We start from the raw sequence: 20,882 nt of genomic DNA, 5'->3' as shown, positions 1-20,882 counted from the left end.
CCTTTGAAGTACATGAAGGCCCCCATCCTTGCGCCTGGCGCAAGGATGGGGGCCTTCATGTACTTCGGGCGGACTCAGCCCTTGAGCAGGGCGCGCGCCATGACCATGCGCTGGATCTGGTTGGTGCCTTCGTAGATCTGGGTGATTTTCGCGTCGCGCATCATGCGCTCCACCGGGAAGTCGCGCGTGTAGCCCGCGCCACCGAAGAGCTGCACGGCGTCCGTCGTCACCGACATCGCGATGTCCGACGCGTACGCCTTCGCGGCCGCGGCCATGTAGCCGCCGCGCTTGTCGCCACGCTCGGTCGCCGCGGCGGAGGCATAGACGAGGTTCCGGGCTGCCTCGATCTTGATGCCCATGTCGGCCAGCATGAACTGGACGCCCTGGAACTCCGAGATCGACTTGCCGAACTGCTTGCGCTCCTTGACGTACGCGATCGACGCGTCGAGCGCGCCCTGCGCGATGCCCAGCGCCTGCGCGCCGATGGTCGGGCGGGTGTGGTCGAGGGTGCGCAGCGCGGTCTTCAGGCCGGTGCCGGGCTCGCCGATGATGCGGTCGGCCGGGATGGTGCAGTTCTCGAAGTGGATCTCGCGGGTCGGCGAGCCCTTGATGCCGAGCTTCCGCTCCTTCGAGCCGACGGTGAAGCCGGGGTCGTCCTTGTGCACGACGAACGCGGAGATGCCGTTGGCCTTCTTCTCGGCGTTGGGGTCGGTCACCGCCATCACGGTGTACCAGGACGATTCACCCGCGTTGGTGATCCAGCACTTGGTGCCGTTCAGCACCCAGTGGTCTCCGTCGAGCTTCGCGCGGGTGCGCATCGAGGCGGTGTCCGAGCCGGCTTCGCGCTCCGAAAGCGCGTACGACGCCGATGCCTCACCGGAGGCGATCGACGGCAGCACCAGCTTCTTGAGATCTTCCGACGCCGAAAGAATGATCGGCACCGTGCCCAGCTTGTTCACCGCCGGGATCAACGACGCCGACGCGTCGACCCGCGCGACCTCCTCGATCACGATGCAGGCGGCGATGGCGTCCGCGCCCTGGCCGTCGTAGGCCTCGTCGATGTGGACGGCGTTGAAACCCGACTTGACCAGCGCGTTGTAGGCCTCGATCGGGTAGCGCTCGTCCTCGTCGACCTCGGCCGCGTAGGGCTCGATCTCCTTCTCCGCGAGCGCACGCACCGCGGCCCGCAGCTCCTCGTGCTCTTCGGCAAGCTGGTACAGACCCGGGCCGTCAGACACCTTCGTCACCTCTTCTAACCGCGTTTGGGAGTTTGACCGATGTTAGCGCTCGTTCACATTGTGCGACATCGCGAGCGCTTGTGTCTTTGACCGCAAAGTCCGTACGTTCGAGTGATGGAGCTCACCCCGTTCCCCCGGTCGCTCGATTATCCCGAGGTCCCGGTCGGCTCGGTGCTGGCAGGCGCCGCCGCTCGCTGGGGCGCCCGCACGGCCTTCGCCCACGGAGACCAGAGCCTCACTTTCGCCGAGACGTACAGCGCGGCCTGCCGCTTCGCGAACGCCCTGCGCGCCGAGGGCATCGGCAGCGGCGACGTCGTCGCGCTCCACTTGCCGAACTGCCTGGCGTACCCGGTCGCGTATTACGGGACGCTGCTCGCCGGGGCCACCTTCAGCCCGGCGAACCCGTTGCTCCCGCCGGACGACCTCGCCTTTCAGCTGGCCGACGCCGGGGCGGTCGTCGCCGTCACCGTCGGCCCCGTCGCGCGGGTGCTCGCTTCGATCCGTGACCGGACATCGGTCCGGCTGAGCATCGTCGTTCACCCGCCCGAGGCCTTGGGCCAGGGAGAGGTCGAGTTCACCGAGTTCTCCTCCGCTCACTCCGACGAGCGGCCGGACGTCGAGATCGACATCTACCGCGATCTCGCCCATCTGGCGTACACCGGCGGCACCACCGGCCGCTCGAAGGGCGTGTGCCTGCCGCACCGGAACGTCGTGGTCAACAGCCTCCAGAGCTCCTGCTGGCGGCTGGGCGCGGTCCCCGCAGTCGACGCTTCGGGCGAGGTGATCGTCGAGCAGCTCGGCGGCCCGGAGGAATGGCCCTCCCGGATCGGCACCGGCGTCGCCCTCAACCTGACGCCGTGGTTCCACGCGATGGGCACCATCGCCGCGCTGAACGTCCCGTTGCTCGACGGCGGCACCGTCGTCCTGCACGACCGCTTCGACCCGGCGGCGTACGTGGCCGACGCCGAACTGCTGCGGGTCACCACGATCGGCGGGGCACCGGCGTTGTTCGCCGCCTTGCTCGCCTGCCCCGAGTTTCACACAGCCGACCTGTCTTCGGTACTGACCATCGGTTCCGGCGCGGCACCGATGCACCACGAGATGATCCGCGCCCTGCAGAAACGCTTCCCCGGAGTGATCATCACCGAGGGATACGGCCTCACCGAGGTCACCATGGGCGCCGTCATCGCGCCGTCGTATCGCTCCGCCACCCGGAAGGTGGGCTCGGTCGGGCTCCCGCTGCCCGACACCGAGGTCAAGATCGTCCCGGCCGAAGGCGGCGAAGATCCGTTGCCCGCCGGGGAAAGCGGCGAGGTGTGCCTGCGCGGCCCGCAGGTGATGACCGGTTATCGCAACCGCCCCGAGGAGACCGCGGCAGCGCTCGTCGACGGCTGGCTGCACACCGGCGACATCGGCGTCCTCGACGAGGACGGCTACTTGTCCATTGTGGACCGCAAGAAGGACATGCTGCTGTACAAGGGATACAACGTGTTCCCGCGCGAGCTTGAAGAGCTGCTGATCACCCTGCCCGGCGTCGCCGCGGCGGCCGTCGTCGGCAAACCGGACACCGACGTGGGCGAGCTGCCGGTCGCGTTCGTCGTGCGCAGCGACGAGAACGTCACCGCCGAGCAACTCCTGGAGGCCGTCGGCGCCCGCGTGCTGCCGTACAAACGGCTGCGGGCGATCCATTTCGTCGACCAGATCCCGGTCTCGGCGGCCGGGAAGGTGCTCAAACGGGAACTGCGAAAGCAACTCGCCGACTGACGCTCAGCGGCCGCGGAGGTTTCCGATCACCAACTCCGCGGCCTTGAGTGCCGCCGCACACCGATCATTGCCCCAGTACTGCGACTTCTCATCGTCGAACTGGGAGTATTTGAACTCCAGCAGTTCGGTGTCCGTGGCTCCGACCTCGACGGTGCAGGCTTTGAGACTGGCACCTTCATACTCGAAGACCGGCGGATTTCCGACTTGCTCGACCGCGGGAAGGCCACTGATCGACAACTCCCGCCAGCGGGAGGACTGTGCCGGATCTTCTCTCCGTCTAGTCATCCGCTCTTCAAGGCTGCCCAAACCGGCCATGGGATTCCGGACTTCAAGTACGCCCGCCTTGGGCTGATCCCACTTGCAGGCATGGTCGTACCCGGCGGAATACCGGTCCGCTGTCACCTTGTCCGGCGGATCAGCGATCAGGGCGGCGACTTCAGCACGACCGAGAACGCCGCAAGGATCCGTTTTGAAAGAATCCAGAGGCAACGGATCTTGTACCGGCACGGCCGGAATCGCAGGTCCCGTCACGGCACGCGAGGGCCTGTTCTCGAGAATTCTCCCGCCACCACAACCGGCGATCAGCAGTGCCGCCAGTACCGCGACGGACATTTTCAGCGTGCGTGTCATGAACCCCTCCTCCACCATAGGTCACGCTGACCGATGGTGCCCGGCCGATACCTTACAGTCATCGGCACGTGGAGAGCACCTCCCTCATTTCGTCCTCTGAATGCGGTGATTCGATGGCGAACTACCGCATTCAGAGAACGAAACGCGTCAGCCTTCGACGCGTTTACGCAGTGCCGCGTCCTTGTCGAGCACCAGCTGCTCCAGATCCGCCTGGAACCGCGCCATCTTCGCCTGAAGCGCCTCATCGGACGCGGCGAGGATGCGCACCGCGAGCAGGCCCGCGTTGCGGGCCCCGCCGACGGAGACCGTCGCGACCGGGACACCGGCGGGCATCTGCACGATCGAGAGCAGCGAGTCCATGCCGTCGAGGTACTTCAGCGGCACCGGCACACCGATCACCGGCAGCACCGTCGCCGACGCGACCATGCCCGGCAGGTGCGCGGCACCGCCGGCGCCCGCGATGATCACGCGCACACCGCGCGAAGCGGCCGAAGTCGCGTAGTCGAGCATTCGCTGCGGAGTGCGGTGCGCCGAGTAGACCCCGACCTCGTATTCGACGCCGAACTCGGCCAGCGCCTGCCCGGCCGCTTCCATCGTCGGCCAGTCCGAATCGCTGCCCATGATCAGGCCAACCTGCGGCGCCATTTCCTACTCCTAGTGAATTTCGTGGCCGTCGAGCCAGACGGCGTGGGAAAGCCAGTGCGCGGCGAGCAGCGCGCGGTCGCGCAGCTCCTCCATGCGATCGCCGACGAGGTTGACGTGGCCGAGTTTGCGACCGGGACGCTCGCCCTTGCCGTACAGGTGAACGCGGATGTCCGGGTACCGCGCGAACAGGTGGTGCAGCCGTTCGTCCGGGCCCATCGACGGCGCCTCGGGCGCGCCGAGGACGTTCGCCATCACACAGGCGGGGGCGATCAGGTCGGTCACGCCGAGCGGGTAGTCGAGCACGGCACGCAGGTGCTGCTCGAACTGCGACGTCTTCGAACCGTCCTGGGTCCAGTGGCCCGAGTTGTGCGGACGCATCGCCAGCTCGTTGACCAGCAGGCCTTCGTCGGTCTCGAACAGCTCGACGGCGAGCAGACCGGTCACGTTCAGCGTCGCGGCGATCCGCAGCGCCAGGTCCTGCGCCTCCTGCGTGCGCTCGACGCTCAGCCCCGGCGCCGGGGCGAGCACCTCGGTGTTGATCCCGCCGGACTGCACGGTCTCCACCACCGGCCACGCCGCCCCCTGCCCGAACGGCGACCGGGCCACGAGCGCGGACAGTTCGCGCCGCATGACGACCTTTTCCTCGACCAGCAGCGGGGTTCCGGCGTCGAGCAGTTCGGGGACGGTCTCGCGGGCGTGTTGCGCGGTGTCGAGCATCCAGACACCGCGGCCGTCGTAGCCGCCCTGCGCGGCTTTGAGCACAACCGGCCAGGAGTGCTTGTCGCCGAAGGTGATCACATCGTCCACAGAGGACACTTCGGCGAAGGCGGGGCCGGGGATCTCGAGCCCGGCCATCATCTCGCGCATGACGAGCTTGTTCTGCGCCATCGACAACGCGGCCGGATCGGGCCGGATGGTGACGCCTTCCATCGCGAGCGTCAGCAGATGCTCGCCGGGAACGTGTTCGTGGTCGAACGTCAGCACGTCGACCCCGGCGGCGAACGAGCGCAGCGCTTCGAGGTCGGTGTGGTGCCCGTGCACGACCTCGCCCGCGACGAGGCCGGCGGATTCGTTCTCCCCGGCGGCCAGCACTCGCAGGGACTGGCCGAGGGAGATCGCCGCCTGGTGGGTCATCCTGGCCAGCTGTCCGCCGCCCACCATGCCCACGATCGGAAGACCGGTTCGTTTGTCCACTGGCCGAAGTTCTCTTTTCCGCTGAGGCCACATTCAACACTGCGACGAAGAGATTACTTGGCCGCCACCGCCACGACCTGGGCGGACCCGCGTCGCAGCTCCCGCACGGCCAGGCCTGTGATGGCGATCGCAGCCGTGAGGACGTAGACGTTCCCGAGCAGCGACCAGCCGAGGCCCCAGCCGAACTCGGTCTCCCCGCCGTTGGGCACGAACATGATCAAACCGCTCACGAACAACACCGCGACACCGGCGGCCGGAACCCACGATCGGCGGATGACGAGCAGGACGAGCAACGGCACCGTCCACACCCAATGGTGTGACCAGGACACCGGCGAGAGCAGCAGCCCGTAGAACGCGGTCACCAGCAGCGCGCCGACCGGGTCGCCGTGGCGGTGCAGGCGCACGACCAACCAGACGGCGGGGACGGCCAGGACGGCGGCGATCGCGATGGCCACCGTCAGTGACCACGGCGCGAGTTCCGACGCGCGGTTCACCAGGCCGTTGAGTGACTGGTTGAAGATCCAGTGTACGGAGCCGACCCGGCTGGGGTCGGTCGCCGATTCGGTCCAGAACCGGACGGCGTCACCGGGGATCACCGCGAACATCACGGCTTCGAGCGCGACGAACGTTCCGAGCGCCCGCAGCGCGTCCTTCCAGCGGCCGGTGAACAGCAGATGCGGCACGAAGATCAGCGGAGTCAGCTTGATCGCCGCCGAGATCCCGATCAGCACGCCTGCCCAGCGCGAACCGCGCGCGGAAAGCACGAGGACGTCGAGGACGATCAGCGCCATCAGGATGAGGTTGATCTGCCCGAGGAAGATCGTCTTCCAGACCGGCTCCAGCGCCAGCGCGCCGGCCGTGGCCAGCGGCAGCACCCACCACCGGGTGAGCGGGGCGCCGCAGGCACGGGCGACCACGGAGATCACCACGCTCACACAGATCACGGAGAGCGCGCCGACCACACCCCAGGTCAGCCCGGCCGGGACGATCGCGAGCGGCAGGAACAGCGGCGCCGCGGCCGGCGTGTAGGTGAACGGGAGCAGCACCCACGGAGGCAGCGTCGTCAGAGCCTCGCGCGTGTAGAGCGGTTCGCCCTTCAGCAGCGTGAGAGCGCCTGCGCGGTAGACGGCGCTGTCCGCACCGAGGTGCCATTCGCCGAGCCACGCGACGATGCCCAGCGCGAGCATCGCCAAGGCGAGCGCACCCGCCAGCGTGATCCCGACAACCCTGGCCTCAGCCGCCGGACGTGACTTCAGCATGCTTTCCGGTGTCCCCCGTGCCCTGCTTCCGGCGCAGGTACCACCAGCGTCCGGCGAGGGCGAGCGCCAGCACCAACGGCATGAAGATGTACGCGCTGCCGAGGATGTTCTGCCACACCTGCCAGTGGAGCTCGACGTTGCGGCCGTTCGGCAGGATCAGCAGGACACAGCTGATGAACACGAAGAAGACGGCGAAGGTGCCGAGCCAGCGTTTCCACGCGGTGGCGGGCGTGGTCTTCGGCAGCCGCGAGACCAGCAGGACGACCAGCGGGGCCACCCACACCCAGTGATGTGTCCAGGAGATCGGCGAGATCAGCAGGATCCAGAACGCCGTCACCAGCATCGCGGCGAGCGCCTGGCCCTTGCGGTGGAAGCGCAGCACCAGCCAGATCGCCGGGATCGCGAGCAGCGCGCCGATCCCCATGGCCGCTTTCGACGCCCAGGGCGCGAGCTCGGTGAAGCGGTTCATCAGCGCGTTCAGCGACTGGTTGCCCGCCCAGTGCACCGGGCCGATGCGGCCGGTGTCGGGCAGGGTGTAGGTCCAGTACCGGGCCGCGTCGTGCGGGATGATCAGGAACATCAGGCCCTGCATCACGACGAAGGTGACGAGCCCGCGGACGGCGTCCATCCGGCGGCCGGTGATGAACAGATGCCCCAGGAACACGATCGGGGTGAGCTTGACCGCGGCCGCGACGCCGACGAGCACGCCGCCCCAGCGGCTGCCCCGTGCCCCGATGACCAGGATGTCGAGCATCACCAGCGCCATCAGGATGATGTTGATCTGACCGAGGAAGATCGTGCGCCACACCGGCTCGAGGCCGAGGAAGACCAGGAAGAACGCGATCGTCGACCGGGCGGGCGAGGCCCACCAGCGGGGGCCGTCGGTCGAGGGCTTCGGCAGCGCGCCGATGGCGATCCGGACGCACAGCGCCAGCGCGAGCAGCGAAACCGCGGTCAGGAGCCCCCAGGCGACCTGCGTCGGGACGATCGCGAGCGGGATGAACAGCAGCGCGGCGGTCGGCGGGTAGGTGAACGGCAGCAGCGCCCACCACGGTTCCACCGGAAGGGTGTTCGCGTCGTACAGCGGGTCACCGTTCAGCAGCGTTTCGGCACCGGCGCGGTAGACCGCGCTGTCCACGCCCAGCACCCATTCGTGCTGCCAGCCCCAGATACCGAAACCGATCGCGACCAGCGGAATCACGGACAGGATCAGGATCGATCTCGGCCGGACGGACAAGCGGGCGAGCGACTTCCGCAGCGACAATCGATGCTGCGGGCGGCTCGCCGAAACGTCGCCGTTGGCGTCGGCGGGAACAGTCCGGGTCACGCGAACAGGAAATCATGAACCGGGTCGTCCCTGGTCGACAGGGTCGGCCGTGACCTGGAGAACGTCTTACGCTACCCCGCGTCAGGAGCGCGCGAGGGTGCTGAGGAGATCGCACGCGAGATCGTAGGTCGCCGGGAGGCGGACCGCCGAAATCTGCGGGCGGCCGGTGTCCCGCAACTGGGCGTCCACGGAGAGCCGCTCATTGAGTGCCCTTCGCAGCGCGACGCCGGACGAAGCGAGCCGCACGTCCTTCGGTACGAGAGCGCCCGCGACGGACGGACCGATCGAGGCGACGCTCTCCCCGCCGTCGAACACCTGCTTGAGCGCGTCCGCGACCAGGATCATCCCGGTCAGCCGGGGCCAGCCCGCGACCGAGCTGAAGTCCATCGAGACCACAAGCAGCGTGTGCGCCTCCGCGACCGGCCGCTCGTCGCGGCGGGCCTGGCGGTACAGCTCACTCAGCCGGGTCCTCAGGTAAGCGGCGGTCGGCAGTCCGGTGAGAGGTTCGGTGACTTCGGTGTTCACCAGCTGATCGGTCGCGACGTCCGCCCAGGCGAGCGCCGTCACCCGAAGCAACCGGGAAGGTGTCGAGTCGACGTCCGGCGCGAGGAAACCGTCCACGGCGTCCGGGTCGGCGAGCACGGCGTGCAACGCCGCGAGGTCCGCGAGGGTTTCGGCGAGCCCGGCACCCGCGGCGGCCCGTGCCCGGCCCAGTCCCGCGAGAGCGGTCTCCGCCACTTCGGCGGGCGCGACCCGGCCGTTCTTGATCACCGCCGCGCAGACGGCGTCGACCTCGGGTAGACCCCAGTCACTCGGGAAACGCCAGCCCGCGGCCAGGCTGGCCGTCCGCCAGCGGGCCCGCAGTGCGCGGAGCGTGCGATCTCGTTCGAACCGGTTCCAGGCGGCTTGCCCATCGGATCCCCCGGACGGCGCACCGGTGGCCGGTACGTCCACTGCCCACCGCCCCTTTCCGTTCCGATCTTTTCGATCTTGCGATCGCTTCACGGTGGGGACGCGCGTCCACGCCGCGCGTGACGGCGTTTTTCAAGGATCTTTCCGAACTCTTCGGTAACCCAGAGCGGGTGATGGCGTTGCGCCCTCCGGGTCATCGAAGGGACCGCGAGGTGACGTGCGTCGCCCTGTCCGTCACACTGAGCGTGTTCGGGCGTTTAAGACAGTAGACCCGCCGAACCAGCAGATGAAGGAGCCCCGTGTCCACCGTTCCCGCCGATCTCTCCGGTAAGAGTGACGCCGAGCTGATCGCCGAGGTGCGTGACGGGAAGATCGCGTCTTACGGAACCCTTTACGAGCGCCACGCCGGCGCGGCGCACAACCTCGCCCGTCAGCTCGCCCGCTCCAGTTCCGAGGCCGACGACCTCGTTTCGGAAGCCTTCGCGAAGGTGCTGGACACGCTGCGCGGCGGCAAAGGCCCCGACGCCGCGTTCCGCGCGTACCTGCTGACCGCGCTCCGGCACACCGCCTACGACAAGACGCGCAAGGACAAACGCGTCGACCTGAACGAGGACATGTCCGACGTCGGCGGCGCCGTCGGCGAGGCGCTGACTGTCCCCTTCTCCGACACGGCCGTCGCCGGGCTTGAGCGCACGCTCGCCGCGAAGGCGTTCGCCCGGCTGCCCGAGCGGTGGCAGGCGGTGCTGTGGCACACCGAGATCGAGGGTCAGACGCCCGCCGAGGTCGCGCCGCTGCTGGGCCTGACCGCGAACGGCGTCTCCGCGCTCGCCTACCGCGCCCGTGAAGGGCTGCGGCAGGCGTATCTGCAGGTCCACCTGGCCGAGAACTCCGCCGAACGCTGCCGCGCGAGCGCGGACAAGCTCGGCGCGTGGACCAGGGACGGGTTGTCCAAACGTGAACGGACCCAGGTGGAGAACCACCTGGACGAATGCGAGAAATGCCGCGCGCTGGCCGCGGAACTGGCCGACGTCAACACCGGTCTGCGCGGGATCATCGCGCCGATCGTGCTCGGTGGCGCGGCTCTCGGTTACCTGGCGACGACCGGGGCGGGCAAGGCGGGCGCGGTCACCGCGGCCGCGACGGCCGCCGCGGCGGGTTCGGGTTCGGGCGCCGCCGCCGGCGCGGCCGCGGCCGGACCGCGCCAGTTCGCCGGAGTGGCCGGATCGAGCGTGGCCATCGTCGCCGCCGTCGCGGTGGCGCTCGCCGCCGGTGGCGGCACCCAGGAGATCCCGGCCGCCGCGGCGGTCCCGCCACCCGCCGCGGCACCCGCTCCCAAACCGGCCGACCCACCCCCTGCACCGGCGGCTCCACCGCCGGCGCAGCAGCCGGTGCCGCCCGCTCAGCAGGTGCCTCCTCCGGCTCCCGCTCCCGCGCCTGCCCCGACACCCGCCGAGCCGCCCGCGTCTTCGCCGGTGATTCCGGCGCCTCCGGTGATGACGGCGTCTACCCCGGCCGGTGGTGTCCAGCTCAAGCCCGGCGACGTGGCCGACCTGCCGATCACCGTGCGCAACGACGGTGGATCGAAGTCCGAGCCCGTGGCGGTCTCGCTGAATCTGCCGAAGGGCGTGAGCGCTGTTTCCGCCGGCGGCGGTGGCGCGATGGGCGCCAACGGCTTCCGGCAGCAGGCACCCTCCACGATCGCGGTGAACTGCCCCGGCGGAACCGGCACGGTGACCTGCCGGACCGGTACCGGCCTCGAACCTGGACAGTCCGCCGTGCTGAAGTTCCGGCTTCTGGCCAGCGATGAGGCCGTGGACGGCAGCGTGGTCACCGGATCGGTGACGGCGGGCGCGCAGATCAAGGTGTCGATCGAGGTGAAGGTCAAGGTGCCGGCACCGCCCGCGCCCGTGGACGACCTCGCGCTGAGCGCCAGCAGTGACTGGATGTCCGCGTTCCCCTGGCACCACAACCCGCGGGTGAACATCCACGTCAAGAACACCGGCGAGTCGACGAAGCCGGTGACGATCACTCTCGACCACCGCATGCTCTACTCGTCGAGTTTCTTCGGCATCCGATGCACTCCGACCGGCGAAGGTACGTCGTGCACTTCACGTGGTTCGCTGGCTCCGGGGCGCGAGGCGAACCTGACGGTGACGCTGAAGGGCCGTCCGCCGGCGCATGTCCCAGTGACGGTGAACGCCACCCTCGGCAGTGCCAAGGCGAAGCCGGTCGAGGTCTACTTCGGCTGCTGGCATCACCACTGTGACGACAACGCGCTGCTCCCGTCGACCACGGTGCCTTCGCTGCCTTCGGTCACTTCGAAGCCTTCGGGCGCTCCGGACACGACGAAGCCCGGGCGACCGGGGTGGCCCACTCCGTCGAGGAAGTCTTCGCCGTCCGTGACGCCTTCGGAGCCTCTGAAGCAGGAGCCGTCCCAGCCCGGGACGACCACGACGACGACCACCAGCGCTCCGCCGAAGCCTGGGAAGTCCAAGCCGACCACGCGGCCCAACGGCGAGATCGACCGCATTTTCCAGTAGCGTCGCCCGCATGCGGGGGAAGCATCGCGAACTGCTGCGGTTCGTACTGGTCGGCGGCGCGAGCTTCGTCATCACGATGACGATCACCTACGGGCTCAAGTTCACCGTGCTGACCGACAAACCGGTGACCGCGCTGGTCATCGGCGTCCTGGTGGCGACCGTTTTCTCGTACGTCGCGAATCGTGAATGGTCCTTTCGCACCCGCGGCGGGCGTGAACGAGCCCACGAAGCGGCGCTCTTCTTCCTGCTCAGCGCGATCGCGCTCGGCCTCAACGCGCTTCCGCAACTGGTTTCGCGGTACGTGTTCAAGCTGGAGCAGCCCTACGTCGGACTGCTGACCCAGGAGATCGCCGACTTCGTCAGCGGCGTGATCATCGGCACCCTGCTCGGCACGGCGTTCCGCTGGTGGTCGTTCAAGAAATGGGTCTTTCCGGAGGCCGACGCGCGGCCCCGGCTGCTGCGGGGCGGTGGGCGGGACATTTCCGGCATTCCCGACGATCCCGCCGCCTGATCCGTCCGCCGGAGGCGGTAGCAAAGGTCCCTTGCTCTCTTTCGCAGGTCGTCGCAACCCCAGCGGAGGCAGGGCGAGCGGTCAGCCGGAGTTATGAGTGGCGTTTCGGTTCTAACCCGAAAGGCCACTCACGACCCCCGTCCCCGAATCGCCCAAAGCGCCCTATACCGCGCTGTCCATCCCCTGCCGACCCGTTCGGCGGGCGACGCGAATTAGACTGATCTGGTGACCGTGGTCGAATCCGTCCTTTCCAGGACGCCCGAGCCGCTCCGATCCGTGCTGATCAAGCACCGTGAGCTGTTGAAGTTCGCGATCGTGGGCGGCACGACGTTCCTGGTCGACAACGGCGTCTGGTACCTGCTGAAACTCAGCGTGCTGGAGTCGAAGCCGACCACGGCGAAGGCCATCGCGATCATCGTCGCGACGATCGTGTCCTACATTCTCAACCGCGAGTGGTCCTTCCGGACCCGCGGCGGCCGCGAGCGGCATCACGAAGCGGCGCTGTTCTTCGTGATCAGCGGCATCGCCGTGGTGGTCAACCTGATCCCGCTGTACACGTCGCGCTACATCTTCGATCTCGAAGTGCCGCACGTGACGCGGTTCGTCCAGGAGCTGGCGGACTTCACCAGCGGGTCGATCATCGGCATGCTGCTGGCGATGTTCTTCCGTTTCTGGGGCTTCAAGAAGTGGGTCTTCCCGGATGAGCTGGGCAAACGCCGCCGGGACAGCGACGAGCCGGACGAGGACGTCATTCCGCTCCGCTAAGTACTTGTCAAAAGACATGTGATTGCCTAGGGTCATCCATGTCAACGTTCCTTCACTGATGACGCCGACCGGGTTCGTACGGTCGCGCGGGACGAATTCGAGGTGATCGCCAAGCGCGAAGAGGACCGCGTCCGGTTCGGATGACGGTTGAGCCTTTTCCCGCCTTGGCGGGGATCCGGGGCTGCTTTCGAGCACTGCCCCGCGTCCCTCGCGTTCCCTCGTTTCTTCCAGTGAACGGATCTCTTTCTTGAGCACCACTCTCGGCGCGCCTCCGCGCGCCCGAAACACCGTTGCCCTCATCGGGCTCTTCGCCGCCGTGTTCCTGGCGATGCTCGACGCCCAAGTCGTCGCGACCGCGCTACCGCGCATGGTCGGTGAGCTCGGCGGCGCCGCGTCGTTCGCCTGGGTCACCACCGTCTATCTCTTGGCAGGCAGCGTCAGCGCACCTGTCCACGGAAAGCTCGGTGACCTCTTCGGCCGCAAGCGCGTCGTGCTCGCCGCGATCGCGCTGTTCGTCCTCGGCTCCCTAGCCTGCGCGCTGGCGCCGACGATGCCGCTGCTGATCGCCGCCCGCGTGCTGCAGGGCATCGGCTCCGGCGGGCTGTTCGTCGCCGTGGCCGCGATCATCGGCGAACTGTTCCCAGGACGCGAAGGCGCCCGCTACTTCGCCTGGTTCTCGATCTGCTTCGCCGGGTCCTCGCTCGCGGGCCCTGTCGTCGGCGGCGTCCTGACCGACCTCGCGGGCTGGCGGTCGATCTTCGGCCTCAACGTGCCGATCGGACTGGTCGCGTTCGGTGTCGTCTCGCGATACCTGCGCCTCGAACGACGCCGGACGACCGCGCCGTTCGACTTCGCGGGCATCGTCGTCCTGTCGAGCGCGATCGTCGGCCTGACGCTGGCGACGCCGCTGTCGGCCTCGATCGGTGCGGCGCTGCTCGTCGCCTTCCTGCTCATCGAACGCCGGGCGGCCGAACCGGTCGTCCCGCTCCGGCTGTTCCGCTCCAGGATGTTCAGCCTGAGCGTGCTGGCCAGTGCCGCGGCCGGGTTCGTCTTCCTGGGTTCGGTCAACTACCTGGCGCTCTTCCTGCAGACCGCGGGCGGTGCCGGGCCTTCGGAAGCCGGGCTCCTGCTGCTGCCCATGACTCTCGCGGTCGCCGCGTCGTCGATGGTCGCGGGCCGGGTCATCGCCAAGACCGGCGCCTACCGCTGGGCGCCGATCCTCAGCATGACCCTCGGCCTCGCCGCCGCGTTCGCCATGTCCACAATGGACGAAACGACACCGTTGCCGCTCGTCGTCGCCTACCTCGCCGTGTTCGGCGCGGCGGCCGGGCTCAACCTGCAGGTGCTTTCCATGGCGGCGCAGCAGAACGTCGCACGGACCGATCTCGGCGCGGTTTCGGCGACCGTCGGTTTCCTGCGTTCCCTCGGCACCACGGCCGGGCTGACCGTTTTCGGCGCGGTGTTCACGAACGCCTTCACCGGCGACAGTCCGGCCGGTTACTCGTCCGCGCTGAACGGCGTGTTCTGGGCGATGCTCCCCGCCTTGGCCGTCGGCCTCGCCGCTTCTCTCTTCCTGCCGCGCGTTTCCTTGCGGCGCAACCACTAAGGAGTCCTTCGATGATCCTCGTTATCGGTTCCACCGGCAAAGTCGGCCGCGAACTCGTCCCCGCGCTACTGGACAGGGGCGCTCGCGTTCGTGCTCTGACGCGCGACCCCGCACACGCCCGCATCGATCCGCGTGCCGAGGTCGCCGCCGGTGATCTCGACGCCCTCGATCCCGCGCTGCTCGACGGCGTCGACCGCGTGTTCGTCCTGACCTCCGGGCACGGCCCGGACCCGCTCGCCCAGGAGCGGGCCGTACTCAAGGCGGCCACCGGTGTCGCGCACATCGTCAAACTCTCCACCACCGGTGTCCACTTCGGACAGACGGACCCCCTCTCCCTCGTGCATGCCGAGGCCGAACGGTTCGTGCGCGAAGCCGGGCCGGACTGGACGATCCTGCGTCCCGGCACGTTCATGGACAACCGGTTCGCCTGGTCGCACGCCGTACGCGGCGACGGGATCGTCCGCGTCCCCGAAGGCGATCCGGCGTCCGCGCTGGTGCACGTCCGCGACATCGCCGAAGTCGCCGCGACCGTGCTGACCACCGACGGGCACGCGGGCAGGACGTACCCGATCACCGGCGGCGAGGCGCTCACGACACGACGGCAGGTCGAAATCCTCGGCGACGTCCTCGGGCGACCCCTGACGTACGTCGAAGAGCCCGAAGCAGCTTCGCGAGCCAGGATGCTCGGGTACGGCTGGCCCGCTTCGGCGGTCGACGGGCTCTTCGAGCTCAAGCGGCAGTCGGCCGGGAACGAGGAGGTCGTGTTCGGGACCGTCCGCGAACTGCTCGGGCGGGCGCCGCTGACGTTCGCGGACTGGGCACGGGAACACGCCGCCGCCTTCGCCTGACCTGCGGAAAGGGAGCAAGGGACCTTTGCTACCGCCTTGCTCCCGCCGGTCCGTGAAGGCCACCTTGAGAGACCCAGAGTCCCTCAAGGAGGTCTTCACGGACTTGAGACCCGAACTTGCGCCGAAAGGGTTAATGGGTTGGGCGAGCCACCGCGATACGCGATACTCATCAGGCGTTTAATTTTCGCCGGTCCGCTGTCCGGACCACGCGTTGTCCGCCGACCGGCCCTCTCGCTAACGTGCCGCGACGGGGAGACAGGGGGAACCGTATGAACGAACGCCTTCGCGTGCTCGTGGTCGACGACCATCCGCTGTTCCGGTTCGGGGTCTGCACCCTGCTCGCCAACGAACCGCTGGTCGACGTGGTCGGCGAGGCCGCGAGCGGCGCGCACGCGATCAGCGCGGCGAGCGCGCTGGGTCCCGACGTCGTGGTCATGGACCTGCATCTGCCCGATATCAGCGGCGCCGAAGCGACCCGGCACATCGTCGCCGAACGGCCGAACGTCGGCGTGCTCATGCTGACGATGGCGGACGAGAGTGAATCCGTTTTCTCGGCGATGCGGGCCGGAGCCCGCGGATATCTGCTGAAGGACGCGGAGCCCGACGAAATCATTCGCGCCGTTCATGCCGTCGCGAGGCGCGAAGCGATCTTCGGGCCCGACATCGCGACGCGCGTTCTCGGCTTCTTCAATCACGCGCAGCCGAGCCCGGACACGGTGTTCCCGGAACTCACCGCCCGGGAACGAGAGGTCCTGTCGCTCATCGCGGGCGGGCACAGCAACACCGCCATCGCCAGCACTCTCTGTCTCAGCCCGAAAACCGTGCGGAACCATATTTCGAACGTCTTCAGCAAGCTCCAAGTCGCGGATCGCGCCGAAGCGATCGTGCGTGCCCGCGAAGCAGGGTTGGGCCCCTGAAAAAGCGACCCCGATAAGGGCGGCTTTTCGGGCAATTCCGGGACCGGAGTCCCATGCGCTCGGGACACCTCACCCGGCAGGGTGAGTAGCGCGAGGGGTGGGACCCTCGCACCGTTCGAGGGGAATGGGAATCACATGTTCGAACCGAACAGGACACCGGTGGTCGTCCGCGCCACCGATCCGATTTTGCACAACGGCGTCTGCATGACGCTCCGCTCCCGTGACGATGTCTGGCTGGTGGACGGGGAGGCCGCCGACCCGACGATGGTGGCCCTCCTGGTCACCGACCGCCTCGACGAGGCCATGACGCAACTGCTGTCCGCACTGCACCACCAAGGATTCACCCGCATCGTGCTCGTCGCGGGTGAAGTCGACGACAACGAGATCCTCAGCGCCATCGAACACGGCGTCTGCGCGGTCGCCCGCCGGTCCGAGGCGGGCGCCGACGTCCTGGTCCGGCTGATCAAGGCGGCCGCGGCCGGGGAAGGCGCGCTACCTCCCGACCTGCTCGGCAGGCTGCTGCACCGGGTCTCGCGGCTGCAACGACAGGTGCTGCAGCCGCGCGGCCTGCACTTCGGTGGCATGAGCAGCCGGGAGACCGAGGTGCTCAAGCTGGTCGCGTCGGGGTTCTCGACGCAGGAGATCGCCGACCAGCTCTGCTATTCGCAGCGCACGGTGAAGAGCATCCTGCACGACGTGACCAACCGGTTCCAGCTCCGGAACCGTTCGCACGCGGTGGCCTACGCACTGCGCGAGGGATTGATCTGACCCCGTGATCAGCCAGGTCGACGAGGCGTTGTGCCTGCTCATCGCACCCCACCTGCCGGAGGGGACGGTGGTCCGGCTGGATCCGCCGAAACCCACCTGGCAGACCGAGACGCGGGTGTCGAGCGTCGATCTGTTCCTTTTCGCCCTGCACGGCGCCGGCCCGGAAACCGGCGCCGTGCGGGCGAACCGCTGCGAACTGTCCTATTTGGTCACCGCGCAGGCGGACAAGGTCCGGGACGAGCACACCCTGCTCGACCGCTCGCTGAGGATCCTGCTCGGGACGGAGTTCCTCATGGTCGGCGACCAGCAGGCGCGGATGGCGCTCGGGCGAACCGATCCGACCGGGTTGTGGGTCAGCCTCGGCCTGCCCGCGCGGGCGGCGTTCGTCGTCACGGTCACGGGGGAATACCGAGACTGAGCACCGAGGACCGCCGCAGGACCACCCCGCCGATGGACGACAGCTGCCCGCCGAAGAGCTCACCCCATTCGGCGGCCGTCTCGGGCGGGCCGCATTCACCGGCCCGCTTCGCCCATCCCGCGCGGACTTCGAGACGGTAGCCGAGGATGCCGGTCAGGGTCAGCCCGTTCCGGCTGGCGCCGACGCCGCACATGCCCCGGTAGAGCCGGGCGTCCGGCGGCCGGAATTCGGCGCTCTGCTGGACGAACCGGTGTCCCGCCGCCCCGGTCACGGTCGCGACCGGGGTGTCGATCCCGCTGACGAACAGCCCCTTCGACAGCAGATCCAGGGCTTCCGCCTCCATCCGCTCCACCACTCCTGGCGGACGGCGGCACGCGTACAGCGCGCCGTCGAAGGACAACCCCACGGTGACCGTCACCTTGCCGATCTCCAGGGTCGCCGCGGCCACCGGACTCACCGGCGGGTGGTACCGGAACGCCGTCGCACGCACCCCTCGAAGGTAGGTCGGCGCGCTTCCGCGGGCTTGCCCGATCGGGACGTCCTTGGGGAAGCCTTAGCGAGGGACGCGCTCAGCGGGCCAGCGCACCTCGGCCACATCGCCCGGCCGGGGCACCTTCAGGAAGAGACTGAACACCGCGGGCTGTTTGCTCGACAGCTCCAGCCGTCCACCGTCGGCCTCGATGAGCGCGCGGGCGAGCGCGAGACCGACGCCGGTCGAGCCGCCGCCGGAGAAACCGCGTTCGAAGATATGCGGCGCGAGCTCCTCGGGCACTCCTGATCCGGTGTCGGCGACCTCGACGACGACGGTGCCTTCCGTGTCGCCGCGCCGCGCGGCGAGCGTGACCGTTCCCGCGCCGTGGCGCAGCGCGTTGTCGAGCAGGACGCCGACGACCTCGCGCAAACGACCGGGGGTCGCCCGCGCCCTCAGCCCGTCGGTGACGCGGATCCGCAGATGCCTGCCTTCGGCGCGAAGCAGCTGTCGCCACTCTTCGGAGACTTCGGGAAGCACTTCCTGGAGGTTCACCGGTTCCGCGCCGACCTCGCGCGCCGCCCGTGCCGCGGCCAGCAGTTCGTCGAGGGCTTCGGCGAGCCGGTCGGCCTGTTCCTGCGCGGCCTTCGCCTCGTCGACGACGTCCCGGTCCGGGTGGACGGTGAGCGGTTCGAGCCGCAGCTGCAACGCGGTCAGCCGGCTCCGCAGCTGGTGGGAGACGTCGCCGACGAGCTGACGTTCCCGCTGGACGAGCTGGGCGAGCGCCGAACCGGACGCGTCGAGCGCCTCGGCGACCATGTCGAGTTCGCCGACGCCGTAGCGTTTGGGATCCGGCCGGAAATCGCCGCCGCCGAGTTTGACCGCGCGATCCGCGACGTGTCTCAGCGGTTTCGCGAGCCTTCGCGCGGTCACCGTCGCGACCACCGTGCCGGTGCCCACCGACAGCACGACCAGCAGCACCACCAGCAAGGTGACCTGGGTCTGGCGGGTGCGCATCGGCCCGGCGGGCACGGCCAGTTCGACCTCGCCGTGCAACGCGATCGGGGCCTTCTCGGACACCACGTCCGGCCCGGGATCGGTGCCGTAGCGCTTCTCCATCTGCCCCTGCGTGCGGACGGTCAGCAAACCGCCCTGCGGGACACCCACGCGGAGCAGGTCGAGATTGATCGGCTGGCCGACGGCGATCTCGTTGTCGAGCGTCGCCGCGATCCCGCGTGCCGAGGAGGCCAGATTCTCCCGGTTGAGGTTCTCGACCAGCTGCCACGCGGTGATCCCCAGCGGGATGCCCAGCACCGCCGCGGTGACCGCGACGGCGAGCAGGATCGCCAGGAGGATGCGTCGGCGCATGCTATTCCGCGTTGAAGCGGAAGCCTACGCCGCGGACCGTGGCGATCCGCCGTTCGCCGTCGCCGTTCCCGCCGGGTTTGCCCGCCCTGCCCGCGGCTTCGTCGGCCGCGATGGCGAGCTTCCGCCTGAGCCACGACATGTGCATGTCGAGGGTCTTCGAGGTCTTCGACTCGAGGTCGTTCCACACCTCGGCGAGGATCTCGTCGCGGCTGACCACCTGACCGGCGCGGCTCATCAGCACCCGGAGCAGCTCGAACTCCTTGTTCGCCAGCTGCACCTCGTGCAGGTCCACGGTGACCATCCGGGCGCCGAGGTCCATTCGTACTCCCCCGGCTTCGAGCACGTCGGGGGCCCGGCGGCGGAGCAGCGCGCGGATGCGGGCCAGCAGTTCGGCCAGCCGGAACGGCTTGGCGACGTAGTCGTCGGCGCCGGCGTCGAGCCCGACCACGAAGTCGACCTCGTCGGTGCGCGCGGTGAGCATCAGCACGGGCACCTCGGTGCCGCTGGCGCGCAGGCGACGGCACACCTCGAGCCCGTCCATCCCCGGCAGGCCGAGATCGAGGACCAGCAGGTCCACCCGGTCGCTCTCGGTCGCGTCGAGGGCGGCGGGTCCATCACCGACGACCCGCACGTCGTACCCCTCCCGCTGCAGTGCGCGGGAAAGCGGATCGGCGATGGCCGGGTCGTCCTCGGCGAGTAGCACCATGCTCACCTGGCCAACTCTACGACTGCCGGGCGTGAAACCATCGTCACCGTGCCTGGCTACGAGAATGATCTGGAACTCGCCACCCGGCTGGCCGACGCCGCCGACGCCATCACCACCGCCCGGTTCCGCGCGCTCGACCTGGCCGTGGAACGCAAACCCGACCGGACGCCGGTCACCGACGCGGACACCGCCGTCGAAGACGCCATCCGCGCGATCCTCACCGCGGACCGGCCGGACGACACGGTGCTCGGCGAGGAACGCGGCGGCACCGCGGCGACCGGCCGCGCCTGGGTGCTCGACCCGATCGACGGGACCAAGAACTTCCTGCGCGGTGTCCCGGTCTGGGCGACGCTGATCGCGCTGGTCGAAGACGGCACGCCGGTCGTGGGCATGATCAGCGCGCCGCTGCTCGGGCGCCGCTGGTGGGCCGCCGACGGCGACGGCGCCTGGATGAGCGACTCCGCCGGGGAACGCCGTATCTCGGTGTCGAAGGTCGCGTCACTCGAAGACGCGTATCTGTCCACAACGGACCTGAACTCCTGGGTCGAGTACCACTCCCGCGAGAAGTACCTCGACCTCGTCAACGCGTGCTGGGAGAGCCGCGCGTTCGGCGATTTCTGGCACCACTGCCTGGTCGCCGAGGGCGCGCTCGACGTCGCCGCGGAATGCATCGTGAACCCGTGGGACGTCGCCGCGGCCCAGGTGCTGATCACCGAAGCCGGTGGCCGGTTCAGCGACCTGAACGGCGAAGCGCGCTACGACAACGGCTCGGCGCTTTCGACGAACGGCCTGCTGCACGACGAGGCGCTGGCGATCCTGAAGCGCTGACGGCTCGGGCGTCGCTGTGCGCCGGGGCATGTCGCGAAAGCCACCTTCGCGACGCCTGATGTCCCGAAAGTGGCTTTCGCGACATGCCTCCGGCTGCCGGGCCGACTGTGAGGCGTGCTTGAACGGGCGCGATCCGCGTTGCGAAAGCCACTTTCGCAACCTTCAACGT

Annotated in this window: 20 protein-coding genes; 10 read left to right on the top strand and 10 right to left on the bottom strand. The window is 68.8% G+C overall.

Going from position 1 to position 20,882, the window contains the following annotated elements; all coding sequences use genetic code 11:
- Positions 1-74: 74 nt before the first annotated feature.
- The gene (locus ACFVM3_RS38235; protein ID WP_185927251.1) at positions 75-1,247 is read right to left on the bottom strand and encodes an acyl-CoA dehydrogenase family protein; all 1,173 of its coding nucleotides are present in this window, start codon (positions 1,245-1,247) and stop codon (positions 75-77) included.
- Positions 1,248-1,352: 105 nt separating this feature from the next.
- On the opposite strand from ACFVM3_RS38235, the gene ACFVM3_RS38230 reads away from it, so the two are divergent.
- The gene (locus tag ACFVM3_RS38230; RefSeq protein WP_378444714.1) at positions 1,353-3,002 is read left to right on the top strand and encodes a class I adenylate-forming enzyme family protein; all 1,650 of its coding nucleotides are present in this window, start codon (positions 1,353-1,355) and stop codon (positions 3,000-3,002) included.
- Between the two features lie 3 nt (positions 3,003-3,005).
- Here ACFVM3_RS38230 and ACFVM3_RS38225 read toward each other — a convergent pair whose 3' ends face one another.
- The 6 genes from ACFVM3_RS38225 to ACFVM3_RS38200 form a co-directional block, all read right to left on the bottom strand.
- Positions 3,006-3,632: a DUF3558 family protein gene (locus tag ACFVM3_RS38225; RefSeq protein WP_378444713.1), complete on the bottom strand. Its 627-nt coding sequence runs from the start codon at positions 3,630-3,632 to the stop codon at positions 3,006-3,008.
- Positions 3,633-3,779: 147 nt separating this feature from the next.
- Positions 3,780-4,277, bottom strand: a complete 498-nt coding sequence (gene purE, locus ACFVM3_RS38220; protein WP_125796539.1) for a 5-(carboxyamino)imidazole ribonucleotide mutase — start codon at positions 4,275-4,277, stop codon at positions 3,780-3,782.
- A gap of 9 nt (positions 4,278-4,286) precedes the next feature.
- Positions 4,287-5,471 (bottom strand): 5-(carboxyamino)imidazole ribonucleotide synthase, encoded by a 1,185-nt coding sequence (locus ACFVM3_RS38215; RefSeq protein WP_378444712.1) that lies wholly within the window; start codon positions 5,469-5,471, stop codon positions 4,287-4,289.
- A gap of 53 nt (positions 5,472-5,524) precedes the next feature.
- Positions 5,525-6,730, bottom strand: coding sequence for a glycosyltransferase 87 family protein (locus tag ACFVM3_RS38210; RefSeq protein WP_378444711.1), 1,206 nt, complete (start codon positions 6,728-6,730; stop codon positions 5,525-5,527).
- Positions 6,705-8,057 (bottom strand): glycosyltransferase 87 family protein, encoded by a 1,353-nt coding sequence (locus ACFVM3_RS38205; protein WP_378444710.1) that lies wholly within the window; start codon positions 8,055-8,057, stop codon positions 6,705-6,707. The genes ACFVM3_RS38210 and ACFVM3_RS38205 overlap by 26 nt, the downstream gene beginning before the upstream one ends.
- An 81-nt stretch (positions 8,058-8,138) precedes the next feature.
- Entirely contained in the window at positions 8,139-9,011 is an 873-nt protein-coding gene (locus ACFVM3_RS38200) for a GGDEF domain-containing protein (RefSeq protein WP_378343768.1), read from the bottom strand.
- A gap of 257 nt (positions 9,012-9,268) precedes the next feature.
- On the opposite strand from ACFVM3_RS38200, the gene ACFVM3_RS38195 reads away from it, so the two are divergent.
- The 8 genes from ACFVM3_RS38195 (at position 9,269) to ACFVM3_RS38160 (ending at position 17,342) form a co-directional block, all read left to right on the top strand.
- Positions 9,269-11,509: a sigma-70 family RNA polymerase sigma factor gene (locus tag ACFVM3_RS38195; protein WP_378444709.1), complete on the top strand. Its 2,241-nt coding sequence runs from the start codon at positions 9,269-9,271 to the stop codon at positions 11,507-11,509.
- A gap of 10 nt (positions 11,510-11,519) precedes the next feature.
- Positions 11,520-12,020: a GtrA family protein gene (locus ACFVM3_RS38190; protein ID WP_378444708.1), complete on the top strand. Its 501-nt coding sequence runs from the start codon at positions 11,520-11,522 to the stop codon at positions 12,018-12,020.
- Positions 12,021-12,245: 225 nt separating this feature from the next.
- Positions 12,246-12,785 (top strand): GtrA family protein, encoded by a 540-nt coding sequence (locus tag ACFVM3_RS38185; protein ID WP_034304834.1) that lies wholly within the window; start codon positions 12,246-12,248, stop codon positions 12,783-12,785.
- Positions 12,786-13,032: 247 nt separating this feature from the next.
- A complete protein-coding gene (locus tag ACFVM3_RS38180) occupies positions 13,033-14,391 on the top strand; it encodes an MDR family MFS transporter (RefSeq protein ID WP_378444707.1) in 1,359 nt (452 codons plus the stop codon).
- 11 nt (positions 14,392-14,402) lie between these two features.
- Positions 14,403-15,239 carry an NAD(P)H-binding protein gene (locus tag ACFVM3_RS38175; protein WP_378444706.1) on the top strand — a complete coding sequence of 279 codons (837 nt, stop codon included), beginning with the start codon at positions 14,403-14,405 and terminating at the stop codon, positions 15,237-15,239.
- A gap of 269 nt (positions 15,240-15,508) precedes the next feature.
- Positions 15,509-16,156 carry a response regulator gene (locus tag ACFVM3_RS38170; protein ID WP_378444705.1) on the top strand — a complete coding sequence of 216 codons (648 nt, stop codon included), beginning with the start codon at positions 15,509-15,511 and terminating at the stop codon, positions 16,154-16,156.
- A 135-nt stretch (positions 16,157-16,291) separates the two neighbouring features.
- Positions 16,292-16,924 carry a response regulator transcription factor gene (locus tag ACFVM3_RS38165; protein WP_219145936.1) on the top strand — a complete coding sequence of 211 codons (633 nt, stop codon included), beginning with the start codon at positions 16,292-16,294 and terminating at the stop codon, positions 16,922-16,924.
- A gap of 4 nt (positions 16,925-16,928) precedes the next feature.
- Positions 16,929-17,342: a hypothetical protein gene (locus ACFVM3_RS38160; RefSeq protein ID WP_378444704.1), complete on the top strand. Its 414-nt coding sequence runs from the start codon at positions 16,929-16,931 to the stop codon at positions 17,340-17,342.
- On the opposite strand, the gene ACFVM3_RS38155 is transcribed toward ACFVM3_RS38160, so the two are convergent.
- From ACFVM3_RS38155 to ACFVM3_RS38145, 3 genes are all read right to left on the bottom strand, one after another.
- On the bottom strand, positions 17,320-17,832 hold the full coding sequence (locus tag ACFVM3_RS38155; RefSeq protein ID WP_378444703.1) for a hypothetical protein: 513 nt from the start codon (positions 17,830-17,832) through the stop codon (positions 17,320-17,322). The two genes, ACFVM3_RS38160 and ACFVM3_RS38155, sit on opposite strands and share 23 nt — an antisense overlap.
- A gap of 63 nt (positions 17,833-17,895) precedes the next feature.
- The gene (locus ACFVM3_RS38150; RefSeq protein WP_378444702.1) at positions 17,896-19,179 is read right to left on the bottom strand and encodes an ATP-binding protein; all 1,284 of its coding nucleotides are present in this window, start codon (positions 19,177-19,179) and stop codon (positions 17,896-17,898) included.
- Position 19,180: 1 nt separating this feature from the next.
- The gene (locus ACFVM3_RS38145) at positions 19,181-19,885 is read right to left on the bottom strand and encodes a response regulator transcription factor (RefSeq protein WP_034304815.1); all 705 of its coding nucleotides are present in this window, start codon (positions 19,883-19,885) and stop codon (positions 19,181-19,183) included.
- A gap of 39 nt (positions 19,886-19,924) precedes the next feature.
- Between ACFVM3_RS38145 and hisN the strand changes: the two genes are divergently transcribed.
- A complete protein-coding gene (gene hisN / locus ACFVM3_RS38140) occupies positions 19,925-20,713 on the top strand; it encodes a histidinol-phosphatase (RefSeq protein ID WP_378444715.1) in 789 nt (262 codons plus the stop codon).
- The last annotated feature ends 169 nt before the right edge of the window (positions 20,714-20,882 follow it).

It is taken from the genome of Amycolatopsis sp. NPDC057786 (assembly GCF_042797905.1).
Taxonomy (GTDB): Bacteria; Actinomycetota; Actinomycetes; order Mycobacteriales; family Pseudonocardiaceae; genus Amycolatopsis.
The sequence above is the reverse complement of the archived record's forward strand: the minus strand, read 5'-3'. Positions and strand labels throughout refer to the sequence as shown.